The organism is Ruminococcus sp. RTP21358st1_G6_RTP21358_211008 (assembly GCF_040908885.1).
In the GTDB taxonomy this organism is placed as follows: domain Bacteria; phylum Bacillota; class Clostridia; order Lachnospirales; family Lachnospiraceae; genus Blautia_A; species Blautia_A faecis.
The window spans coordinates 17,594-38,098 of record NZ_JBDGDM010000010.1; the positions used below are offsets into that span (position 1 = coordinate 17,594).

At 44.1% G+C, this 20,505-nt stretch carries 23 protein-coding genes; 3 read left to right on the top strand and 20 right to left on the bottom strand.

Annotated features, from left to right (window positions below):
- Position 1 precedes the first annotated feature (1 nt).
- The gene (locus AB5Z12_RS05490; RefSeq protein WP_173719317.1) at positions 2-271 is read right to left on the bottom strand and encodes a hypothetical protein; all 270 of its coding nucleotides are present in this window, start codon (positions 269-271) and stop codon (positions 2-4) included.
- Between the two features lie 33 nt (positions 272-304).
- Here AB5Z12_RS05490 and sigK point away from each other — a divergent pair, with 33 nt between their 5' ends.
- Positions 305-934: an RNA polymerase sporulation sigma factor SigK gene (gene sigK, locus AB5Z12_RS05495; protein WP_118578536.1), complete on the top strand. Its 630-nt coding sequence runs from the start codon at positions 305-307 to the stop codon at positions 932-934.
- Between the two features lie 89 nt (positions 935-1,023).
- Here the strand turns inward: sigK and AB5Z12_RS05500 are convergent, their stop codons facing one another.
- From AB5Z12_RS05500 to mtaB, 9 genes are all read right to left on the bottom strand, one after another.
- Complete coding sequence (locus AB5Z12_RS05500; protein WP_118578538.1) at positions 1,024-2,250, bottom strand: U32 family peptidase; 1,227 nt, start codon at positions 2,248-2,250, stop codon at positions 1,024-1,026.
- Positions 2,243-2,899: an O-methyltransferase gene (locus AB5Z12_RS05505; protein ID WP_118578540.1), complete on the bottom strand. Its 657-nt coding sequence runs from the start codon at positions 2,897-2,899 to the stop codon at positions 2,243-2,245. Before AB5Z12_RS05505 ends, AB5Z12_RS05500 begins: the two co-directional genes overlap by 8 nt.
- On the bottom strand, positions 2,896-3,444 hold the full coding sequence (locus tag AB5Z12_RS05510) for an endolytic transglycosylase MltG (RefSeq protein ID WP_118578542.1): 549 nt from the start codon (positions 3,442-3,444) through the stop codon (positions 2,896-2,898). The genes AB5Z12_RS05505 and AB5Z12_RS05510 overlap by 4 nt, the downstream gene beginning before the upstream one ends.
- A 9-nt stretch (positions 3,445-3,453) precedes the next feature.
- Positions 3,454-3,858 (bottom strand): YlbF family regulator, encoded by a 405-nt coding sequence (locus AB5Z12_RS05515; protein ID WP_368368578.1) that lies wholly within the window; start codon positions 3,856-3,858, stop codon positions 3,454-3,456.
- Complete coding sequence (locus AB5Z12_RS05520) at positions 3,804-5,405, bottom strand: ribonuclease J (RefSeq protein WP_368368580.1); 1,602 nt, start codon at positions 5,403-5,405, stop codon at positions 3,804-3,806. The genes AB5Z12_RS05515 and AB5Z12_RS05520 overlap by 55 nt, the downstream gene beginning before the upstream one ends.
- Before the next feature lie 459 nt (positions 5,406-5,864).
- Positions 5,865-6,119 (bottom strand): DUF1292 domain-containing protein, encoded by a 255-nt coding sequence (locus AB5Z12_RS05525; RefSeq protein ID WP_195409400.1) that lies wholly within the window; start codon positions 6,117-6,119, stop codon positions 5,865-5,867.
- Positions 6,106-6,555 carry a Holliday junction resolvase RuvX gene (ruvX, locus tag AB5Z12_RS05530; protein ID WP_118578548.1) on the bottom strand — a complete coding sequence of 150 codons (450 nt, stop codon included), beginning with the start codon at positions 6,553-6,555 and terminating at the stop codon, positions 6,106-6,108. Before ruvX ends, AB5Z12_RS05525 begins: the two co-directional genes overlap by 14 nt.
- 2 nt (positions 6,556-6,557) lie before the next feature.
- Positions 6,558-6,830, bottom strand: a complete 273-nt coding sequence (locus tag AB5Z12_RS05535; RefSeq protein WP_021925017.1) for an IreB family regulatory phosphoprotein — start codon at positions 6,828-6,830, stop codon at positions 6,558-6,560.
- A gap of 265 nt (positions 6,831-7,095) precedes the next feature.
- On the bottom strand, positions 7,096-8,427 hold the full coding sequence (mtaB, locus tag AB5Z12_RS05540; RefSeq protein ID WP_195409401.1) for a tRNA (N(6)-L-threonylcarbamoyladenosine(37)-C(2))-methylthiotransferase MtaB: 1,332 nt from the start codon (positions 8,425-8,427) through the stop codon (positions 7,096-7,098).
- A gap of 295 nt (positions 8,428-8,722) precedes the next feature.
- Here mtaB and AB5Z12_RS05545 point away from each other — a divergent pair, with 295 nt between their 5' ends.
- Positions 8,723-8,959 carry an HPr family phosphocarrier protein gene (locus AB5Z12_RS05545; RefSeq protein ID WP_021925019.1) on the top strand — a complete coding sequence of 79 codons (237 nt, stop codon included), beginning with the start codon at positions 8,723-8,725 and terminating at the stop codon, positions 8,957-8,959.
- Positions 8,960-9,050: 91 nt separating this feature from the next.
- Here the strand turns inward: AB5Z12_RS05545 and thiI are convergent, their stop codons facing one another.
- Positions 9,051-10,232 carry a tRNA uracil 4-sulfurtransferase ThiI gene (thiI, locus tag AB5Z12_RS05550; protein ID WP_118578552.1) on the bottom strand — a complete coding sequence of 394 codons (1,182 nt, stop codon included), beginning with the start codon at positions 10,230-10,232 and terminating at the stop codon, positions 9,051-9,053.
- 82 nt (positions 10,233-10,314) lie between these two features.
- Positions 10,315-11,469, bottom strand: a complete 1,155-nt coding sequence (locus AB5Z12_RS05555; RefSeq protein ID WP_118578554.1) for a cysteine desulfurase family protein — start codon at positions 11,467-11,469, stop codon at positions 10,315-10,317.
- Between AB5Z12_RS05555 and AB5Z12_RS05560 the strand changes: the two genes are divergently transcribed.
- Positions 11,460-11,687 (top strand): DUF6783 domain-containing protein, encoded by a 228-nt coding sequence (locus tag AB5Z12_RS05560; RefSeq protein ID WP_347708516.1) that lies wholly within the window; start codon positions 11,460-11,462, stop codon positions 11,685-11,687. The two genes, AB5Z12_RS05555 and AB5Z12_RS05560, sit on opposite strands and share 10 nt — an antisense overlap.
- On the opposite strand, the gene AB5Z12_RS05565 is transcribed toward AB5Z12_RS05560, so the two are convergent.
- The 8 genes from AB5Z12_RS05565 to AB5Z12_RS05600 form a co-directional block, all read right to left on the bottom strand.
- Positions 11,684-12,430, bottom strand: a complete 747-nt coding sequence (locus tag AB5Z12_RS05565; protein ID WP_173716407.1) for a 16S rRNA (uracil(1498)-N(3))-methyltransferase — start codon at positions 12,428-12,430, stop codon at positions 11,684-11,686. The genes AB5Z12_RS05560 and AB5Z12_RS05565 overlap by 4 nt on opposite strands.
- A gap of 2 nt (positions 12,431-12,432) precedes the next feature.
- Positions 12,433-13,386, bottom strand: coding sequence for a 50S ribosomal protein L11 methyltransferase (gene prmA / locus AB5Z12_RS05570; protein ID WP_173716406.1), 954 nt, complete (start codon positions 13,384-13,386; stop codon positions 12,433-12,435).
- Positions 13,387-13,531: 145 nt separating this feature from the next.
- On the bottom strand, positions 13,532-14,212 hold the full coding sequence (locus AB5Z12_RS05575) for a phosphatase PAP2 family protein (protein WP_368368579.1): 681 nt from the start codon (positions 14,210-14,212) through the stop codon (positions 13,532-13,534).
- A gap of 160 nt (positions 14,213-14,372) precedes the next feature.
- The gene (gene dnaJ, locus AB5Z12_RS05580) at positions 14,373-15,560 is read right to left on the bottom strand and encodes a molecular chaperone DnaJ (RefSeq protein ID WP_118578560.1); all 1,188 of its coding nucleotides are present in this window, start codon (positions 15,558-15,560) and stop codon (positions 14,373-14,375) included.
- Between the two features lie 155 nt (positions 15,561-15,715).
- Positions 15,716-17,599, bottom strand: a complete 1,884-nt coding sequence (gene dnaK / locus AB5Z12_RS05585) for a molecular chaperone DnaK (protein WP_148461282.1) — start codon at positions 17,597-17,599, stop codon at positions 15,716-15,718.
- A 115-nt stretch (positions 17,600-17,714) separates the two neighbouring features.
- A complete protein-coding gene (gene grpE / locus AB5Z12_RS05590; protein ID WP_256144466.1) occupies positions 17,715-18,377 on the bottom strand; it encodes a nucleotide exchange factor GrpE in 663 nt (220 codons plus the stop codon).
- A gap of 16 nt (positions 18,378-18,393) precedes the next feature.
- Complete coding sequence (gene hrcA / locus AB5Z12_RS05595) at positions 18,394-19,434, bottom strand: heat-inducible transcriptional repressor HrcA (RefSeq protein ID WP_173716405.1); 1,041 nt, start codon at positions 19,432-19,434, stop codon at positions 18,394-18,396.
- Between the two features lie 443 nt (positions 19,435-19,877).
- Positions 19,878-20,420 (bottom strand): TIGR00730 family Rossman fold protein, encoded by a 543-nt coding sequence (locus AB5Z12_RS05600; protein WP_195379279.1) that lies wholly within the window; start codon positions 20,418-20,420, stop codon positions 19,878-19,880.
- Positions 20,421-20,505 lie beyond the last annotated feature (85 nt).

The window sequence follows — 20,505 nt, forward strand, 5'->3', positions numbered from 1 at the left end:
TTCACCTTACGTCTTTCGTGTTCTTGTTACTGTCCACAAACTTCACAGCAACACGCTTCTCAAAACATTGCTGCGGAACAGTAATCCTGTTACTCGCTGTCACTGCCTCTTTCGAACCAGAGCCTTTTTCAAACACGCTCCAGGCAGTTACTCTGACATTATTATAATGATTTTCACCCTTTATTTCAATGTAAAATATAAAAAGAATCCTGCCACGATTTTTTCCGCAGTAAAAAAAGGCAGCCAGGCACTTAAAGCCTGTATTTTTCATAGACTATATAGAAATCCCCTTTGAGGTAGCGATTTGAAGACATTTTTGAAACCTTTGACAATGGCCGAGGAGCAGTATTATCTTCAGCAGTACCAAAGGGGCGATATGGAAGCAAAAAATATTCTCATAGAACGTAACCTGCGGCTTGTTGCCCATGTAGTAAAAAAATATCAGGGAACAGATGTAGAACTGGACGATCTGATTTCCATTGGCACCATTGGATTAATGAAAGCCATCTCCACATTTGATTCCACAAAAGCAGCCCGGCTGTCCACATATGCTGGAAAGTGTATCAACAATGAACTGCTTATGTTATTCCGCTCCCGCAAGAAACATTCCCGGGAAATCTCGCTGTATGAACCCATTGGTACAGACAAAGAAGGCAATGAGATCAGTCTTCTGGATGTAATGGAAGGACCGGCAGTGGACGTTGTGGAAGAGTATTCCACCAGAGAAGATATCCGTCATGTACTGGATTCCATGAAGTCTGTACTGTCTTCCAAAGAATATGAGGTGATCTGCTGCCGTTTCGGTCTCTTTGGGCAAAAGGAACAGACGCAGCGGGAAATCGCCAGGCACCTTCACATCAGCCGCTCCTATGTATCCAGAATTGAAAAAAACGCCCTGCAAAAATTGCGGACGCTTTTTCCTGAAAACGGGTAAAACACGCTCTGCGAGTTTTACCTCTATGATTATTTGTTACTGTTCATTCCGTGACCAGTAACGATTATTTTTCTGAATTACTCTCAGACTTATGCTTCACTACGGCGGAGGATATCATAAACCTCTGCCTCACCGCCAAGATCTACAAACAGCTTCTGCTGCGGATGGGGAGCGCTTTCTACGGAATTGCCCTCCTCATCATAGATAGCTTTTACAGGAACCAGAAGATTGGTTCCATCCGGTTTCATGATCTCGATCATCTCTCCTACTGTAAACTTGTTTCTCTGTGTAATCTGCACATAGCCTCTCTCATCTACAGCTTCTGCAAATCCCAGATACGTATACCCCTTCTCATAGGTATTATTGTCATAGATCTGTGCTTCCTCGCTTGGTTTGCCATAAAAGAAGCCAGTTGTAAATTTACGGTAAGTGCAGCCTGCGATCTGCTCCTGATACCAGGACATGTTTGCCTGATATTTGGCCGGATCTTCCAGATAATCATCAATAGCCTTGCGGTAAGTACGTGCGACAGTTGCTACATAAAGAGCTGTCTTCATACGACCCTCGATCTTCAAACTGTCGATTCCGCTTGTGAGAATGTCATCCATGTGCTCGATCATGCAAAGATCCTTGGAATTGAAAATGTAAGTACCACGCTCATTCTCATAAACCGGCATATACTCTCCGGGTCTCGACTCTTCCACAATGGAATATTTCCAACGGCACGGATGTGTGCAGGATCCCTGATTGGCATCTCTTCCTACCAGGAAATTGCTGAGAAGACAGCGTCCGGAATAGGAAATACACATCGCTCCGTGAATGAAAGTCTCAATCTCCATATCATCTGGAATATTGGCACGGATCTGGCGAATCTCTTCTAAAGAAAGCTCACGGGCAGTTACCACACGCTTCGCTCCAAGCTTGTACCAGAAGCGATAGGTTTCGTAATTAGTGTTATTTGCCTGGGTACTGATATGACGCTCAATCTCCGGACAGATTTCCTTGGCATAGGTAAAAATACCAGGATCAGCGATGATCAAGGCGTCCGGTTTTAATTCCTTAAGCTCTTTCAAGTACTCTCTTACACCAGCCAGATCATAGTTATGCGCAAGAATATTCACTGTCACATAGACTTTTACACCATGCTCATGGGCAAATGCAATTCCCTGCGCCATCTCTTCTTTTGAAAAATTGCGGGCCTTGGCACGAAGCCCAAAAGCCTCTCCTCCGATATAAACAGCGTCTGCTCCGAAAACCGTGGCAATCTTCAGAACCTCAAGACTGCTTGCCGGAACTAATAATTCTGGTTTACGCATATGACTCCTCTTTCTTTACACTGATGGAGGCTCCGTCTCCTAACGGAAGGATGGAGGTCTCCAGCAGCGGATTGTGCTTCAGTTCATAGAGATACTGACGCATACGCTTATAAATGGTACGATTGCGTCTCTCTACAAGATAATGGGATTCGATAATGTCCCCTTCTTGAAGAACATTATCAGAAACAAGAACGCTGCCCTTATGCATTAATCGAAGCACATCCGGCAGCCAGTTCATATACTGCCCCTTGGCAGCATCCATAAAAATAAGATCATAAGTTCCAGTAAGTTCTTTCAGGATCTCTCCTGCATCCCCGGTAAGGAACTCTATCTGGGATTCCCGTCCTGCCTTCCTGAAATTCTCTCTGGCAATAGGGATCCTTTTTTCATAATTCTCAATTGTTGTTATTTTCAGATTCTCAGGTCCATATTCGCACATCAGCAGAGTGGAAAAACCTACTGCCGTTCCGACCTCCAGTATTTTCATCGGCCGGGTTGCTGCAAGAAACATTTTCAGAAAGCTCTGCATTTCCTTGCGGATAATGGGAACCCTTCCTGCAAGTGCTTCTTTTTCCAGTTCTTCCAGAAAAGGAGTATTCCCCATATCAAGAGAATTGATGTAAGTGCGCATTCTCTCCTCTACGATCACTGTCCGGACTCTCCTTCCCCTGCAGTTCCATCAGCTGCCTGAGTATCTGCTGTACCATCTGCACTCTGGGTATCAGCTGTATCAGTTCCTGCATCTGTAGTCTGAGTATCTGTCTGGGCCGCTGTATCAGCTGCTGTGGCACTATCCTGCGTAACACCAGTCTGCTCCTCATCACCAGCAAGAATACCCATAATACGTGTAGGAGTGTAAGCTGTACTTAACAGATAAGTTCCAGCCTGCATCTGTCCCTTATATGTAGAAAGTTTCTCCTGTGCAAAGAACACCAGACTGTCGTCGATCAGTCCCTTGCTTTTCAGGATCTTGGCTACATCATACGTGGATGAGCCTTCCGGAATCACAACTGTCACTTCCTGACCTGCTCCCGGGCTGACTGCCTGCTGGTTAAAAACATTGTAGCCAAACTGATAGGCCGACTTGCCAATCCAGAAAATCAGCACTGCAACACAGACGTAAAAAGCAGTACGAAAAATTCCACCAGCTACAAAAAGCCCTGCTTTTCCCACCTGATCTCTTGTATTACCCATGTTTCCTCCTTATAACTCAGGAATGTCCAGATCGATTCCCTCTGTAAGTGTCCTGCATATCTTCTGCATAAGTTTACAAAGAGCAAGCTCCGCATCAAGAAATGCGTTTACAAGGGGATCTCTGCGCAGCTCCCTGGATTCTCTGTTGAGCTGCTCCGTTCCCCGGAACAGCTCATCTCTGTTTGCTTCATTCTGTAGTCTGAAATTGTTTCCTCTGAATGCATTCACACGGTCCATAAGCTCCGGGTTCTCCTTCAGAAGATCTCTGTATTTCTCAAATTCCTGATATTCTTCACTGTTCTGTACAGCTGCAAGAAGTGCATCTATACAGTCTTTTATCTCGTTCATCGCGCCTCTGCTTATGCCTCCATAATGATTGGAAGGATCATCGGACTTCTCTTGGTACGTTTCCATACGTAGTCGCTGAGTGCATCCTTCACTGCTGCCTTAATCTTACTCCAGTCTGTGATACCTTTATCCAGACATCCGTCAAGAGCCAGCTCCACCACTTCTCTTGCATGATCCATAAGGTCTTCTGACTCTCTTACATACACAAAACCTCTGGAAACAATATCCGGTCCTGCCAGTACCACATTGCTGTGTCTCTCTAATGTCATGACAACAATCATAATACCATCTTCGGAAAGATGCTGTCTGTCGCGAAGTACAATATTACCAACATCTCCGACTCCAAGACCGTCTACAAGAATTGCACCTGTGTGTACGGAACCAGTAACAGCCGCACTATTCTCATCAATCTCCAGAACATTTCCGGATTTCAGAATAAAAATATTGTCCTTGGAATATCCAAGTTCCTCTGCAACAAGCTTCTGGGCAGTCAGATGACGATATTCACCATGTACCGGAATTGCATATTTCGGCTTCACAAGGGAGTAGATCAGCTTAATCTCCTCCTGGCAGGCATGTCCGGATACATGTGCATCCTGGAAAATAACCTTTGCACCTTTCATGGAAAGCTCGTTGATAACCTTGGATACAGCCTTCTCATTACCTGGAATCGGATGAGAGCTGAAAATAATTGCATCATTAGGTTTAATGGTAATCTTCTTGTGGATATTAGCAGCCATACGAGAAAGAGCAGCCATGGACTCGCCCTGACTTCCTGTAGTGATCAGAACAAGCTGCTCATCCGGATAGTTCTTTACCTGGTCGATCTCGATCAGAGTCTGGTCAGGAACACGCAGATAGCCAAGTTCTGCGGCAGTGGTAATAACATTTACCATACTGCGGCCTTCTACTGCCACTTTACGTCCAAAGCGGTATGCGGTATTGATGATCTGCTGTACACGGTCTACATTGGAAGCAAACGTTGCGATAATGATTCTTGCAGTCTTATATTCATTAAAAAGATTGTCAAAAACATGACCAACTGTGCGCTCAGACATGGTAAAGCCCGGACGTTCCGCATTTGTAGAATCACACATAAGGGCAAGAACGCCTTTTCGTCCGATTTCCGCAAATCTCTGCAGATCAATGGCATCTCCAAATACAGGGGTATAGTCCACCTTGAAGTCACCTGTGTGTACCACGATTCCCACAGGAGAATAAATAGCCAGTGCAGATGCATCCTGGATACTATGGTTCGTCTTAATAAATTCAATAGCAAAATCACCAAGATTGATCACCTGACCGTGTTTTACTTCTTTTAACTTGGTAGTCTTAGTCAGATTATGCTCTTTCAGCTTGTTGCTGATCAGCGCAAGAGTCAGTTTGGTGGAGTAGATCGGTGCATTTACTTCCTTCAGTACATATGGAAGCGCACCAATATGATCCTCATGACCATGGGTGATCACAAATCCTTTCACCTTGGAAATATTCTCTTTCAGGTAGGTAATATCCGGAATTACAAGATCGATTCCCGGCATATCATCTTCTGGAAAAGCAAGTCCGCAGTCTACTACCACTATACTGTCTTCATACTCAAAAGCTGTAATATTCATTCCAATCTGCTCCAGACCACCAAGTGGAATGATCTTCAGCTTGGAGCCATTGTTAGTTTTACGTGGTCTCTTTAAGGCAGGCTTGCCCTGACCGCGGAACTGAGGTTTATAATTCCCCTTAGTCTGCTTATCCTGTCCTTGTTTCTGACCATCTTTTCCTTCCTTTTTCGGCTGTGCCTTATATCTGTAATTTTTATGTCTGAAATTTGGTTTTCTTGTTCCGTTTCCGGCTGCCGGAGTCCTTTGCCCGTTGTTGTTCATTTCATTTTCCGTCTTCAATCAATCTATCCTCCATTTTGCGCACTTTATCCTCCAAACTCACGCTACCAGGATAAAGCGACTTTATTTTGTTTCGGCTGGTAACTGTTCAGTAACTTCACAGTTACACGCTTCACGATGCACAAAATAACATGCAAAGCATGATTTCGCATCACTGTTCACGATCTGCCCAGCAAATTATTACATTTCAAGATCTACGTCGTCCAACATCTGTTCAAATACTTTGGAAATTGCCACCAGTTCTTCATCATCTTCTACCATCTCATAGCTGGCTTCTTCGCTTCCCTCTTCTGAAATATCTTTCATAATATAGGCATTTGCCTCATCGTCCTGTGAATCGGAAACCAGAAGATAAGTGATTCCTGCAACTGTAGTCTGTTCTTCCACAAAAAATTCTATAATCCCATCCTCAGATTGAAATTTAATTTTCTCCATTATTTTCGTCCTTATTCATATTCATTCGGTCTAAGTATCCCTGTAAGATCAAAACCGCAGCCATCTGATCGAGAAACTGCTTCCTGTTCTCACGTCTGACACCGGTCTCCATCAAAGTACGCTCCGCTTCTGCCGTAGTCAGTCGTTCATCCCACATCACAACAGGCAGGCCAGTCCTCTTCTCCAGCTTTTCTTTAAACTCAAGAGATTTCACCGCCCGCTCGCCTACAGTATTATTCATGTTCTTCGGATATCCAAGTACAATACGCTCTACCTGATACTCCGAAATCAGTTCTTCAATCCGTGCCATCGTCTGGCGAAGCTTATTCTCCTGCTTGCGCCAGACAGTCTCCACACCTTGTGCGGTAAGTCCCAGTGGATCACTGACGGCAACGCCCACCGTCTTGGAACCGTAGTCTAATCCCATTAATCTCATAATCAGTATTCCCAGGATCTGTTCTTAATATACTCGGTCAGCAATTCCTCAACAAGTTCGTCACGCTCAACCTTCATGATCATGCTTCTGGCACCCTTATGGCTGGTGATATAAGTCGGATCACCGGACATAATATAACCTACGATCTGATTCACAGGATTATAGCCTTTTTCTTCCATTGCGTTGTAAACCAGGTCCAGGATTTCTTTTACTTCAAGCTCCTGATCTGGTTTTGTTCTGAAATATTGTGTACTTCCCAGATTATTTTCTGCCATTTTTCTCACGTCCTTACGATTATTTCTTTTTTATTTTAATATAATTACGTGTAAATTACAATCCTAATTTTGCATTGCCTGTCATTTCCGCAATTGTGTGGTTACTGGTCACGACCTGCCCAGTAACCCGCTTCGCGATACACAGAAATCATGCATTCGCATGATTTCGCGCTGAGATTCTCGGGTTTTCTGTGAACTTTGTTCACAAAAAACATCTCGCGGAACGTTACCAGTGAACAGTAATAATTATGTTACAGGTCACGCCCTACAGAACCTGTATTTCTTCTCCCTGCAGAATATGTGGCTGCAAAGTTTTTTCCACTTTCACCGCCAGAATATCATTTACACCGTATTTCTCCGTTTTCGGCACCGCCACTTTCACATATTCTCTGGAATGTCCCAGATAATATGCTTTTCCATCAATCTCCACTTTCTCCTCCAGAAGTACCTCCAGAGTCTTTCCAAGAAGAGAAGTCTCATATTCTGCTGCACGCTTCTGGTGCAGCTCCAGCATTTTGTCACTTCTCACAGCTTTTTCTGCCTCTGTCAGCTGACCGGACATAGCCGCAGCCTTAGTTCCATGGCGACGGGAATATTTAAAAATATGGGTTTCATAAAAATAAATATCTTTCACAAAATCATAGGAAGCCTGAAAATCCTCTTCTGTTTCCATTGGAAAACCAACGATCACATCTGTTGTCAGTGCTGGATTTCCGAAATATTTGCGAAGAAGTTCACATCTTGCTTTATACTCCGCGCTTCTGTATCGTCTGTTCATTCTCTCCAGAGTCGTATCGCATCCGCTCTGCAGGGAAAGATGAAAATGAGGGCAGACTTTTGACATAGAAGACAGCTCTTTTGCAAATTCTTCTGTGACAATTCCCGGTTCCAGGGAACCAAGGCGGATTCTCTGAATTCCTTCCACTTCATTTACTGCCTGAATAAGAGAAAGCAAAGTTTCTTTTTTGTCCTCAGGAAAATCCACTCCATAGGAACTGAGATGAATTCCTGTAAGCACCACTTCTTTGTAGCCAGCTTTGGCCAGCTTGTGCACTTCGTTTAAAATATTCTCTTTTTCCCTGCTTCGCACGCGGCCTCTTGCGTAGGGAATGATACAATAAGTGCAAAACTGGTTGCAGCCATCCTGCACCTTAATATAAGCACGTACATGCTCAGCTGTACGGCTGATTTCCAGTTCTTCATATTCCTTTGTCTGGTTAATCTTAATAATATGAGCCTGACGCTGGTGTTCTTTTTCAAATTCAGCCAGAACTTCCACAATATTTTTTTTCTGGTTATTTCCAAGTACCAGATCTACTGCTTCGTCCGTTTCCAGTTTTCCCTCGTCAGTCTGTACATAACATCCTGTTGCTACTACCACCGCATCCGGGTTCATCTTTTTCGCCTTGTGAAGCATCTGACGGGACTTACGGTCTGCAATATTTGTTACCGTACAGGTATTTATTACGTAAACATCAGCACCTGGTTCAAAAGGTACGATTTCATACCCTGCCTGTTCCAGAAGCTGCTGCATAGCTTCCAGCTCATAAGAGTTTACTTTACATCCAAGATTGTGTAATGCAACCTTTTTTTTCATTTTTTCCTCCAAAACTAGTACTGTCCACACCATGCAGGATAATTTCTCCGCGGTGCACAGAATTCATGCAAATACGTGATTTCGTGCCGCACTTCCCGGATCTTCTGTAAATTTCATTCACGAAAAGCATCCCGCGGAATATTACCAGTACACAGTAATGTTGTAAATTTTTTATACATTTTCACTAATTCTGCTGCCATTTTTTCTCTTTTTTCACCTTGACTTTTATCCTGCCTACAGGTAATATGAGTACTGTAAAGCAAACTACTAACAATCCAAGGGAGGTTATATCACAATGAAAACAGCAAAAATCTCACTTAACTCTATTGATAAAGTGAAAGCATTTGTAAACGAGATCAGCAAATTTGACTGCGACTTCGACCTGGTATCCGGAAGATATGTGATTGACGCTAAATCTATCATGGGTATCTTCAGCCTGGATTTATCCAAACCGATCGACCTCAATATCCATGCTGACGGAGCTGCTCTTGACAGCGTTATGGAAATCATCGACAAATATACAGTTGAATAATTAAATATTCGATTGTCAGAGGAACTGTTCACAGTTCCTCTTTTTGTTTTTTCGATGACTTCATGCAGTCTCTGAGTACTTTTCCACTTTTTTACTGGATTTCAATCACTTCTGCAGTGCTAAGTGCCGCTTCCATCAGTTCATCAATTTTCTCAGCCAGTTTCTCCTCTGACTTGCGGATCACATTCAGATTCGGCTTTGTAACCGGATGCTTTGCGACAAAAATAGTACAGCAATCTTCATATGGAAGAACAGAAGTGTCATAAGTTCCAATCTCCCAGGAACGCTCTACAATTTCCTGTTTATCAAACCCAATCACCGGACGATATACCGGTAATGTACACACTTCATTCGTTGCTGCAAGACTCTGCAGGGTCTGGCTTGCAACCTGTCCAATGCTTTCACCGGTAATAAGTCCAAGACAGTTATCCTTCTTTGCAAAATGCTCTGCAATTCTCATCATATAACGACGCATAATGATAGTAAGCTCATCATGTGGACACTGATCGTAAATGTACAGCTGAATGTCTGTGAAATTTACTACATGAAGCCTGATCGGTCCACTGTATTTTGCCACCAGCTTCGCCAGGTCCACAACCTTCTGTTTCGCACGCTCGCTGGTATACGGCGGAGCATGGAAATAAACGGCTTCAATCTTAACTCCTCGCTTTGCGATCATATATCCGGCCACTGGGCTGTCAATTCCGCCGGAAAGAAGCAGCATTGCCTTTCCATTGGTTCCAACCGGCATTCCGCCAGGTCCCTTGATGCTCTTGGAATATACATAAATTTTCTCACGGATCTCAACAGAAACGGTAAGTTCAGGCTGATGTACATCCACCTTTGCCTCCGGAAAAGCATCCAGAATGCTTTCACCGATTCTTGCACTTACTTCCATGGAATTTACCGGATAGGACTTCTTTGCACGTCTTGTATATACCTTGAAGGTGCCGTGATAATCCGGATGTACATTCTTCATGTACTCCACAACGTCAGAGCGCATCTGCTCAAATCCTTTGTCCTCGTAGATCACTACCGGACAGATATAAACAATACCGAATACTGTTTTTAATGCAGCTACAGCCTCCTCAAAATCGTATTCCTCCGGACAGAATACATAAACACGGCCCTGCTCCTTCACAACGCGGTAATCGCCCTCTATCTTAGAAAGAGCAATATTCATCTGCTTCACAAGGGCATCTTCAAACAGATATCGATTTTTACCCTTGATAGCTATTTCTGCGTATTTTATTAAAAATGCGTGAAATATCATTTGATTTCCTCCTGTTTCTTTATGTTATGCGGCTGCCGGACTTTCCCCGGCGCTGCATTTCATTCTTCTTTTCCTCACTGCATCAGTGTCTGGAATATCTCCGAAGCATAGGCAGTACCTGCCCGATCACTTCCAATGCATAATCCACTTCTTCAAATGTATTTTCCTCTGAAAAACTGAATCTCAGCGTACTTTCTCTTTGGGCTGCTTCCATTCCCATTGCACTTAAGGTTCCGGCAGCTTTTCTTTTGTGGCTGGAGCAGGCGCTTCCGGCTGAAACATAAATGCCTTTTTCTTCCAGAGTATGAAGCAGCACTTCGCTTCTCACGCCCAGAAAGCTGGCGCTTAAGATCTGAGGTGCACCTTCTCTTATCTCCATTCCGTTGAGACGAACATCAGGAAGTTTCAGAAAACCTTCTGCAAGGCGTTCCTTCAGCTGATACATATGCTCAATTTTCTTATCAAAATCCGTGTAGACCATCTTTGCAGCAACACCCAGTCCTGCAATTCCAGGTACATTATCTGTACCGGACCGCATACCGGCCTGCTGGCCGCCGCCTAAGATCTGAGGCTGAATCCTGGCTTTCTCATTGATATATAAAAATCCTACACCCTTAGGTCCGTGAATCTTATGGCTGCTCACAGAGAGCATATCAATTCCTGCCTTTTTGGGATAAATACGGTATTTTCCAAATGCCTGGATCGCATCTACATGATACAGAGCCTTCGGGCTTTTCTCATGAACCAGTTTTGCAATCTCTTCTACTGGCATCACGGCACCAACCTCATTGTTTACATACATAGTAGATACCAGAATCGTATCTGGGCGCAAAGCCTTTTCTAACGCCTCCAACTGAACCACACCCCTGTGATCTACAGGTACTATCGTCACCTCATATCCCATCTGTTCCAGGCGCTCTGCGGGCTGTCCTACAGCTGCATGCTCCACTGAGGTGGTGATAATATGGTTTCCGCTTCTTTTATTTGCATCCGCTCCGCCAAACAAGGCCAGATTATTTGACTCTGTTCCGCCAGAGGTGAAAATGATTTCTTTTTCATTTACCTTGAGAATTTTGGCAAGTATCTGTGCAGCTTCACGGACATACTTTTCCGCTTCCACACCTTTTAAATGCATGGCAGAAGGATTTCCAAAATCCTCTGTCATTGTTTTTACTACAATCTCTGCCACCTCAGGATAACATCTTGTGGTAGCGGAGTTATCAAAATATGCTTCCATTTCTTACTTTTCCTCTTTTTTCCAGAGCATGTTTAAAAAAGGCTATCTGCAAGAAGTACATCACAATTTGCGGAAGCTTTTGCCCGGATAAGGGCGTCGCAGCGGGCTGCGGCAGCCGAATTCGGGTGAAATATACCGCAAAGTGGGGCGTGCAGATTGCAGAAATGATTTTTCAAACAGACTCTGGCACGTCTTGCAGATTGCTGAAATATTTTTAAACAGACTCAAGCGTATACATCAGAATAGACAGCATGGTCATGCCTGCTGTCTCTGTGCGCAGGATTCTTTTTCCCAGGGTCACCGGTTTCCCTCCGGCTTCCATGGCATCTCTCACTTCTTCCTCCTCAAAACCGCCTTCCGGGCCAATAAAAATCCCCACAGATTGTCCAGGCTGAATTGCCGCCAGGATTTCCCGGGTCTCTTTCATACCTTGGGCAAGCTCATAAGGAATCAGAACCACATCCAGTCCTTTTGCAAAGGCAAGTGCTTCTTTCCAGTTCATTACATTTTTCACTTCCGGGATTAGCATACGCTTAGACTGCTTAGCTGCGCTCTCGGAAATCTGCTGCCATCTGGTAACCTTCTTCTGCGCTTTCTTTGCGTCCAGCTTCACCACACATCTCCTTGTTTCAACTGGAACAACAGCGTAAGCGCCAAGCTCCACAGCCTTCTGAATGATCAGTTCCATTTTATCCCCTTTGGGAAGTCCCTGGAACAAATAAATCCGGCTTGGGAGCTCATACTGGGATTCCTGGGCATAAAGGATATGAAGAACTGCGCTGTCCTCCTGAAATTCTTCTATGGTACAGTGATATTCCTTCTCACTGCCATCGCTGATCCAAACGTCCTCACCAATGCGCATGCGAAGAACATTTTTCATATGGTTCAGATCCGGACCTGTAAGAGTGATCCTGTGTTCTTCCTCCAGGACCTGATAAGGCTCCACAAAAAAGCGCTGCATAATTATTCCTTTCTGGCTGTGACAGATACCCATTCTCCCTGATGGGTTACCTCAACCAGCTGAAGCCCGGCGTCTTTCACTGCCTTTACCACTACTTCTTCTTTCACATCCAGAATTCCAGAGGTAATATAGTAAGCACCCTTTTTCATCTGATTTACGATAACCGGTGTGAGAGGCACCAGTACATCTGCCAGGATATTAGCTGTTACAATGTCATATTTCTCATATCCAACAGTATCCTGAACTTCTTTATCATCAATGATATTTCCAATGAGCATGTCAAAAGTCTCATCCTTAATATCATTAGCTTCTTTATTGTCAGCCACTGCCGGAATTGCACAGGGATCAAGGTCAGTTCCCACAACATGAGCAGCGCCCAGCTTCAAAGCTACAATTCCAAGAATGCCGCTTCCGGTTCCAACATCCAGCATCTGGGTGTCTTTTGTCACAAATTTCTTCAGCTGACGGATTACCAGCTGGGTAGTCTCATGCATACCAGTTCCAAAAGCTGTACCTGGATCAATGTGAAGGATCATCTTATCTTTATCTTCTTCCTTCACTTCTTCCCAGGATGGAACAATAAGAATGTCATCTACATAGAACTGATGGAAATATTCCTTCCAGTTATTGATCCAGTCTTTATCCTCTGTCTGGGATTCTGTGATGGTGCCTTCGCCGATATCCATGTATCCGCGTACTTCTTCAAGGACAGCACGTACTCTCTCGAGAACTGGCGCAGTTTCTGTGTCCTCTTCCAGATAAAAATTCAGATAGGCGATTCCATCATCTGCTGGACCTTCCGGCATAATATCCACAAACATCTGCTCTTTATCTGTCTCGGTAAGAGGCTGTTTGTCCTGAATCTCTACGCCCTCAACTCCAACATCTGCAAGGGCAGAGATGATAACGTCTTCTGCTTCTGTTTTTGTTTTGATGGTAAAACGATTCCACTTCATACTATTTCTCCAATCTTTTTATTGAAAGCTGTTTCTTCATAATCACAATATGGTATTTTTTAACATCTTCCGAAACGGTTGTTATCTGTTACTTTATTCTGATTTTTCAATTCACCTGACCAATTACTGACTTTTTATGTCCATGTTACTTCTTTTCATTGGCAAAAATATGAACAACCCACTTATGCCGCTGCCCTTTCTGATAAAATCTCCAGAAAAACTCCACCAGAAGCAACGCCGCTGCTGCATCCACAATGTAATGCTGCTTCAGCACCTGGGTAGAGATAATGATCAGAATTGCAAATATCAGAGAAAATCTCTGATACCATTTCGGCACCTTCTCAGAACCTTCCACACCTTTCCAGCACATCCAGCTCACATAGCAGTGGATAGAGGGAAACAAATTAGAAGGACTGCTCCCGCCATCCAGCGAATATACCAGAGCGAGAATCTTTTCCGAAAGGGTATTTCCTGCGATCTCCGGTCTTATATTGGTGGTCGGTATTAAAATAAAGCAGATAAAGCAAATAAAATGTATGGTCAGATCTGTGGCAACAAACCGGTAAAACATATCCTTACCACGCCTTGCCGCCAGCAAATACCCCACCGCCCAGAATGGAAATGCCAGAATATAAAACCACACAAATACAGGCAGTAAAGGAACTTCCCTGTCAAATGCCATCGTAAAATCAAAGTGATACCTGCCAGCTGTAAGCGCACTGCTTCCCCAGTAAATCAGACAATTCACTGCCATGATGGTCACAAGAGGTACAATAGACCACAGGGGAATATATCGGTTTAACAAATCTCTTTTCTTTGTTTTCAAGGCAAAACTCCTTTCCGGACTCTTGCGATGTTACTGCTCATTTTCTGACCAGCAGCACGGACAGTAACGTTGCGGCTATCCTTTAATATACAATAAGTAACAAAAAAAGAAAAGAGGATATCTCCCCTTTTCTTTATTCTTTTATGGAAAAACTGATTTTTTACTCTTCAAAGGTCTCTTTTAATTTGTCCATGAAGCTTTTTTTCTTCTTTTCGGACTTTTCTGTGCTATCGCCGGCACTGCCTGCAGGACGATTGCCGCATGCCTCGTCAAATTTGCGGAGAGCTTCTTTCGCGTCCTCATTCAGGTTGGTTGGTACCTGAACAACCAGAGTTACGTAGTGATCACCACGAACATTCTTGTTTCGAAGGGACGGAACACCTTTGCCCTTCAGACGGATTCTGGTATCTGTCTGAGTTCCTGGTTTCACTTCATAGAGAACTTCTCCATCTACTGTATTCAGTTTGACTTCGCCTCCAAGCGCTGCCTGTGCATAAGTAATCGGTGCAGTAGAGTAAATATTCATATCCTGTCTCTGGAAAATCGGATGGCGTGCTACATTTACTTCTACCAGCAGATCGCCTCTCGGACCCCCATTTGTGCCAGGCTCACCTTTATCACGGATACGGATACTCTGACCATTGTCAATACCAGCCGGAATAGATACCTTAATTTTCTTGCGATTAGAAATGTATCCGGTACCACGGCAATCCGGGCATTTATCTTTGATGATCTTACCTGTACCATGACAATCCGGACACACCTGAACGTTACGAACCATGCCAAACATGGACTGCTGGGTGTAAACAATCTGTCCTTCACCATTACATTTCGGACAGGTAACCGGTGAGGTACCAGCCTTAGCGCCGGAACCGTGACAGGAAGTACATTCATCTTTCAGAGTAATCTCAAGTTCTTTCTCACAGCCAAATACAGCATCCTCGAAGGTGATGTTCACGCGTGCACGCAGGTTTGCACCCTTCATAGGTCCATTATTGGCACGTCTGCGGCTTCCGCCGCCTCCAAACAGATCTCCGAAAATATCTCCGAAGATATCACCCATGTCTGCGCCGGAGAAATCAAAGCCGCCGAAACCGCCTGCTCCGCCACCGCCGCCGTTTTCAAAAGCGGCATGACCAAACTGATCATACTGTCTTCTCTTGTCCGGGTCACTTAAGACGCTGTAAGCCTCTGTTGCCTCTTTGAATTTCGCTTCAGCTTCCTTATCTCCCGGATTTACGTCGGGATGATACTTCTTGGCAAGCTGACGATATGCTTTTTTTAATGTAGCGTCATCGGCGCTCTTATCAACGCCTAAGACTTCATAGTAATCTCTTTTATCAGCCATGATTTCTTTCTTTTCCTAACTTTTTGTATTTGGTTATCTTATGGAAGACGCCAGCGGCGCATTTCCTGTAATATGTCTTTCACCACCACTGCCCGGTCATGAATCATGACCGGGCTGTAGTTTCATGTTCCGAAATATTGGAACTTATTATTCAATTAAACCTCTTTGTAGTCAGCATCTACAACATCATCGCCGTAACCTGCCTCGTTACCTCCCTGGGAAGCTCCTCCCATGTCCGGTCCCGGGCCTGCCTGACCAGCACCGCCCTGTGGGTTCTGTGCTTCATACATCTTTGCGAAAAGCTTCTGAGCACTTTCCATCATCTTCTCCTGAGCAGCTTTGATCTCAGCGACCTGAGCATCTCCGATCTCATCTGTATTTGCATATTTAGCAAGAATATCTTTTAATGCATTTAAGTCAGCCTCTACGGAAGCTTTGTCATTTGCATCCAGTTTATCACCTGCTTCTTTCAGTGCATTCTCAACCTGGAATACCATGGAGTCTGCATTGTTCTTTGTATCAATTGCCTCTTTACGTTTCTTATCCTGAGCTTCGAACTCAGCAGCTTCTTTAACAGCCTTGTCAATATCAGACTCGGACATGTTAGAACCAGCTGTGATTGTAATATGCTGCTCTTTACCTGTTCCAAGATCCTTAGCAGATACATTTACAATACCGTTGGCATCGATATCGAATGTAACCTCAATCTGCGGAACACCACGACGTGCTGGCGGGATTCCATCCAGACGGAACTGTCCAAGGGACTTATTGTCTTTCGCGAACTGACGCTCACCCTGTAATACATTGATATCTACAGCGGTCTGATTATCAGCTGCTGTGGAGAAAATCTGGCTCTTCTTGGTCGGGATTGTTGTATTTCTCTCGATCAGACGTGTTGCAATACCACCCATTGTCTCGATAGACAGGGAAAGTGGAGTAACATCAAGAAGAAGGATGTCACCTGCACCAGCCTCACCTGAAAGCTTACCACCCTGGATAGAAGCACCAAGTGCAACACACTCATCTGGGTTCAGGGCCTTGCTTGGCTCTTTGCCAGTTAACTGTCTTACTTTATCCTGTACAGCCGGGATACGTGTGGAACCACCAACCAGAAGCACCTGTCCAAGATCAGAAGCAGTAAGACCTGCATCAGAAAGTGCACGGCGAACCGGCTCTGCTGTTTTCTCAACAAGATCGTGTGTAAGTTCGTCAAATTTAGCTCTTGTAAGGTTCATATCAAAATGCTTCGGTCCTTCAGCTGTTGCTGTGATGAATGGCAGGTTGATATTGGTTGTTGTTGCGGAAGAAAGCTCTTTCTTAGCTTTCTCAGCAGCTTCTTTCAGTCTCTGAAGAGCCATCTTATCGTTGCTTAAGTCAACGCCCTCTGTTCTCTTGAACTCAGAAAGCATATAGTCTGTAATTCTCTGGTCAAAGTCATCACCACCAAGACGGTTGTTACCAGCTGTTGCCAGAACTTCGATAACTCCATCACCAATCTCAATAATGGAAACATCGAATGTACCACCACCAAGGTCATAAACCATGATCTTCTGCTCTTTCTCATTGTCAAGACCATATGCAAGAGCTGCAGCTGTAGGCTCGTTAATGATACGTTTTACATCAAGACCTGCAATCTTACCAGCATCCTTGGTTGCCTGACGCTGAGCATCATTGAAATATGCCGGAACAGTGATAACTGCTTCTGTAACAGACTCTCCAAGGTATCCTTCAGCGTCTTTTTTCAGTTTCTGAAGAATCATAGCAGAAATTTCCTGTGGGGAATATTTCTTATCGTCGATTGTTACACGGTAATCTGTACCCATCTCTCTCTTGATGGAAGAGATTGTTTTCTCTGCGTTTGTTACTGCCTGACGTTTTGCAGGCTCACCTACCAGACGCTCACCTGTCTTTGTGAATGCTACAACAGATGGTGTTGTTCTGGATCCTTCTGTATTTGCGATAACGGTTGGCTGTCCACCTTCCATAACAGCTACACAGCTGTTTGTTGTGCCTAAGTCAATACCAATGATTTTTCCCATGATAATTTTCCTCCTGTTTAAAAATTCATGGTTGCTGTCCATTACACGAACAGTAACATTTATACTTTGTTTTTAGAAAATGTCGATGAAGTTTGATTCTCCAAGCTGCTCTCTGTCAATTAGCAACTTTTACCATACTGTGTCTTACAACGAAATCCTTGTAAGTATATCCCTTCTGGAATTCCTCTACGACGATGTTCTCGCCAACGGATTCGTCCTCCACATGCATCACTGCATTATGCAGATTCGGATCAAATTCCTTGCCTACAGCTTCGATTGGCTTCACGCCCATCTCATCAAAGGCTGTCATCATCTGCTTATAGATCATCTTCATGCCTTCTGCAAATGGATCATCCTCCGGTGCCTGTGCAAGACCTCTTTCGAAGTTATCCACGATCGGAAGCATTTTTTCAACGATGTCCCTGGCACCGATGATGTACATGCTGGATTTCTCCTTCTCCGTTCTTTTACGGTAGTTATCGAATTCAGCCATGCTGCGCTTCAGTCTGTCTGTAAGCTCCTCGACCTGCTGTTCAAATTTATCTTTCTCTTTTTTCTTCTTGCCGAAGAAAGAAGTTTTTGTCTTGGTTTCCGGTTCCTTCTGAGATTCTGCTTCCTGATCTGGCTGCTCAGTTTCTTCTGTCTGTGCAGGCTCTTCGGAAGTCTCCTCTTCTGCTGTCTGGGCTGTATCTGCTGCCTCTTCTTCGCTTCCGTCTGTTACCGGAATGTCAACTGCTTCTTCCTGTACTTCGGCTTCTTTATTCATTTCTTCTGACACGCTTTCAACCGCCTTTCTAGGTTTTCTTATTTACCATTTCGTCAAGCTGGACTTTTAATTTCTTTAAGCTGTCCACTACATTCTCGTAATCCATTCGCTTGGGACCGATAATTCCAATAGTTCCACGCATTCCATCTCCCAGCTCGTAAGTAGCTGTGACCACACTGCAGTCTTTCATGGTACGTACCGGAACTTCATCCCCGATGTATACCTGAACTCCTGTGTTCTCCGGATCTCCCATTTCCTCACGGACCATATCCGCAAGTTCCTGCTTATCCTCGAAAGTGGAAATCAGCTCACTGGCTCTGGATGTATCTGCAAGCTCTGGATACTTAAATATGTTGGTCGCTCCCGATGTATATACTTTCATATCTTCTTCGTCCACGTGAATCGTAGCTGCAACTGCGTCCAGCACATCTGCAACCACACCGCTGTGGCTACCCGCCTGTTCTTTCAATCTGGCGATCATGCCCAGATTAATATCCTGGATGGGTACGCCGTTCAGGTTCGTGTTAAGAAGAAGATTCAGCTTCAGGATCGTCTGGTCATCCATCTCCTCATCAATATTAATGATCTGGTTCCGAATGACATTACCCTCACATACAACTACGGCAATCAGCTGCCGCTCATTGACTCGTGAAAGCTGAATGAACTTCAGGGTGCTTCCCTTATACTGGGGAACCGCAACCATAGCCGCATAATTGGTATTCGTGGCAAGAACCTTCGCCACCTGCTTAAGCACCTTATCCATCTTATCTGATTTCTCAATCATCAGATCACGGATTTCTGCGATCTCGGCTTCCTTCTCCCTGGTAAGCTCATCTACATAAAGGCGATAGCCTTTATCTGATGGAATTCTTCCGGCTGAGGTGTGGGGCTGTACGATGTAGCCCATATCTGTCAGGTCGGACATCTCATTTCGGATGGTAGCAGAGCTGACATTCAGATCCGGATACTTGGAAATAGTTCTGGAACCTACAGGCTCGCCTGTTTCCATATAAGTTTTGATGATTGCTTTCAGTATTTTCCGTTTGCGCTCATCTAATACTTCATCCATGAAATATCTGCTCCTTCCTGAAAAGCAGACGGTCAAACCTGATTCTGATTTCCGTCTGGCTTCTTCGAATTCCTTTTGTTAGCACTCATTATTTAGGAGTGCTAACATCTATGTTCTTAAGATACACCTCAGTATTCCTTTTGTCAATATTTTTTACAAATTTTTTTCATCTTTTTTGATAGTTTTTACCCTATACTTTACCATTCCGGCTAAATTCTCCTTACTGCAATACCTTTTGGGGTAACAAAGATACTACCAGGTATCTGCCAACGCAGTCTTATGTTTGCTGCCGCATAAATGAAAAAGATGCCTTGAGAAAATTCCCCCTGGCATCTTCTTTCCTGTATACTAATACCGCACATAGGCGATATGTCCATTTTGTAACTGTTCAGTACCTTCACAGTTATATGTTTCACAAAACAGTACCTGCTGAATAGCAGCCTCTATTTTTTATAATTTTCCAGATAGTCAAGAACTGCCGCCGGCTCATCCAGAAAAACTACCAGATCCAGCACGGAAAAATCCATGAATTTCTCCTCTGCTGTGTACTCCAGCAATGCTTTCATCCTGTCATAATATCCGTCAATGTTATACAGCACAATTGGGCGGTCAATACGTTTCAGGCTTTTCAAGGTAAAAATCTCAAAAAATTCCTCGTAAGTACCAATTCCGCCAGGTGCTACGATCGTAGCATCTGATTTTTCTTCCAGAAGTTTTTTGCGCTCTCTCATATTCTCTGTGAAAATAAATTCCGTGCATTTCTCATACAGAACTCCAGGCTGGTCAAAAAATCGGGGAGCAATTCCAAGTATGTAACCATTTTCTGCTGCCACGCCTCTGGCTGCTGCTCCCATCATTCCGGTAGCTCCGCCGCCAAACACCAGACCGTGACCTCTTTTTCCCATTGCTCTTCCAAGCTCTTCTGTTTTTTCATAATAAATGTTTTTAAGCAGTGCACTTGAAGCGCCATATACACATATGTTCAATCTGTTATCCCCCTTATTTTTTCTTCTAAACACAGGTGCAGCCTACCTGCGGCAGCACCATATACGAAAGTCAGCTGGCATATAT

Bases quoted from the DNA above. Each gene is read 5' to 3' on its own strand.
- AB5Z12_RS05490 (WP_173719317.1), bottom strand. From the start codon at position 271: ATGAAAAATACAGGCTTTAAGTGCCTGGCTGCCTTTTTTTACTGCGGA.
- AB5Z12_RS05560 (WP_347708516.1), top strand. From the start codon at position 11,460: ATGCTTCCATTTCTTACTTTTCCTCTTTTTTCCAGAGCATGTTTAAAA.
- hrcA (WP_173716405.1), bottom strand. From the start codon at position 19,434: ATGGATGAAGTATTAGATGAGCGCAAACGGAAAATACTGAAAGCAATC.
- dnaK (WP_148461282.1), bottom strand. From the start codon at position 17,599: ATGGGAAAAATCATTGGTATTGACTTAGGCACAACAAACAGCTGTGTA.
- dnaJ (WP_118578560.1), bottom strand. From the start codon at position 15,560: ATGGCTGATAAAAGAGATTACTATGAAGTCTTAGGCGTTGATAAGAGC.
- AB5Z12_RS05520 (WP_368368580.1), bottom strand. From the start codon at position 5,405: ATGAATATTACAGCTTTTGAGTATGAAGACAGTATAGTGGTAGTAGAC.
- ruvX (WP_118578548.1), bottom strand. From the start codon at position 6,555: ATGAGATTAATGGGATTAGACTACGGTTCCAAGACGGTGGGCGTTGCC.
- AB5Z12_RS05510 (WP_118578542.1), bottom strand. From the start codon at position 3,444: ATGGGTAATACAAGAGATCAGGTGGGAAAAGCAGGGCTTTTTGTAGCT.
- AB5Z12_RS05565 (WP_173716407.1), bottom strand. From the start codon at position 12,430: ATGCAGCGCTTTTTTGTGGAGCCTTATCAGGTCCTGGAGGAAGAACAC.
- AB5Z12_RS05525 (WP_195409400.1), bottom strand. From the start codon at position 6,119: ATGGAGAAAATTAAATTTCAATCTGAGGATGGGATTATAGAATTTTTT.
- AB5Z12_RS05500 (WP_118578538.1), bottom strand. From the start codon at position 2,250: ATGCGTAAACCAGAATTATTAGTTCCGGCAAGCAGTCTTGAGGTTCTG.
- mtaB (WP_195409401.1), bottom strand. From the start codon at position 8,427: ATGAAAAAAAAGGTTGCATTACACAATCTTGGATGTAAAGTAAACTCT.
- prmA (WP_173716406.1), bottom strand. From the start codon at position 13,386: ATGAAGTGGAATCGTTTTACCATCAAAACAAAAACAGAAGCAGAAGAC.
- AB5Z12_RS05515 (WP_368368578.1), bottom strand. From the start codon at position 3,858: ATGGAAACGTACCAAGAGAAGTCCGATGATCCTTCCAATCATTATGGA.
- AB5Z12_RS05555 (WP_118578554.1), bottom strand. From the start codon at position 11,469: ATGGAAGCATATTTTGATAACTCCGCTACCACAAGATGTTATCCTGAG.
- thiI (WP_118578552.1), bottom strand. From the start codon at position 10,232: ATGATATTTCACGCATTTTTAATAAAATACGCAGAAATAGCTATCAAG.
- AB5Z12_RS05545 (WP_021925019.1), top strand. From the start codon at position 8,723: ATGAAAACAGCAAAAATCTCACTTAACTCTATTGATAAAGTGAAAGCA.
- AB5Z12_RS05535 (WP_021925017.1), bottom strand. From the start codon at position 6,830: ATGGCAGAAAATAATCTGGGAAGTACACAATATTTCAGAACAAAACCA.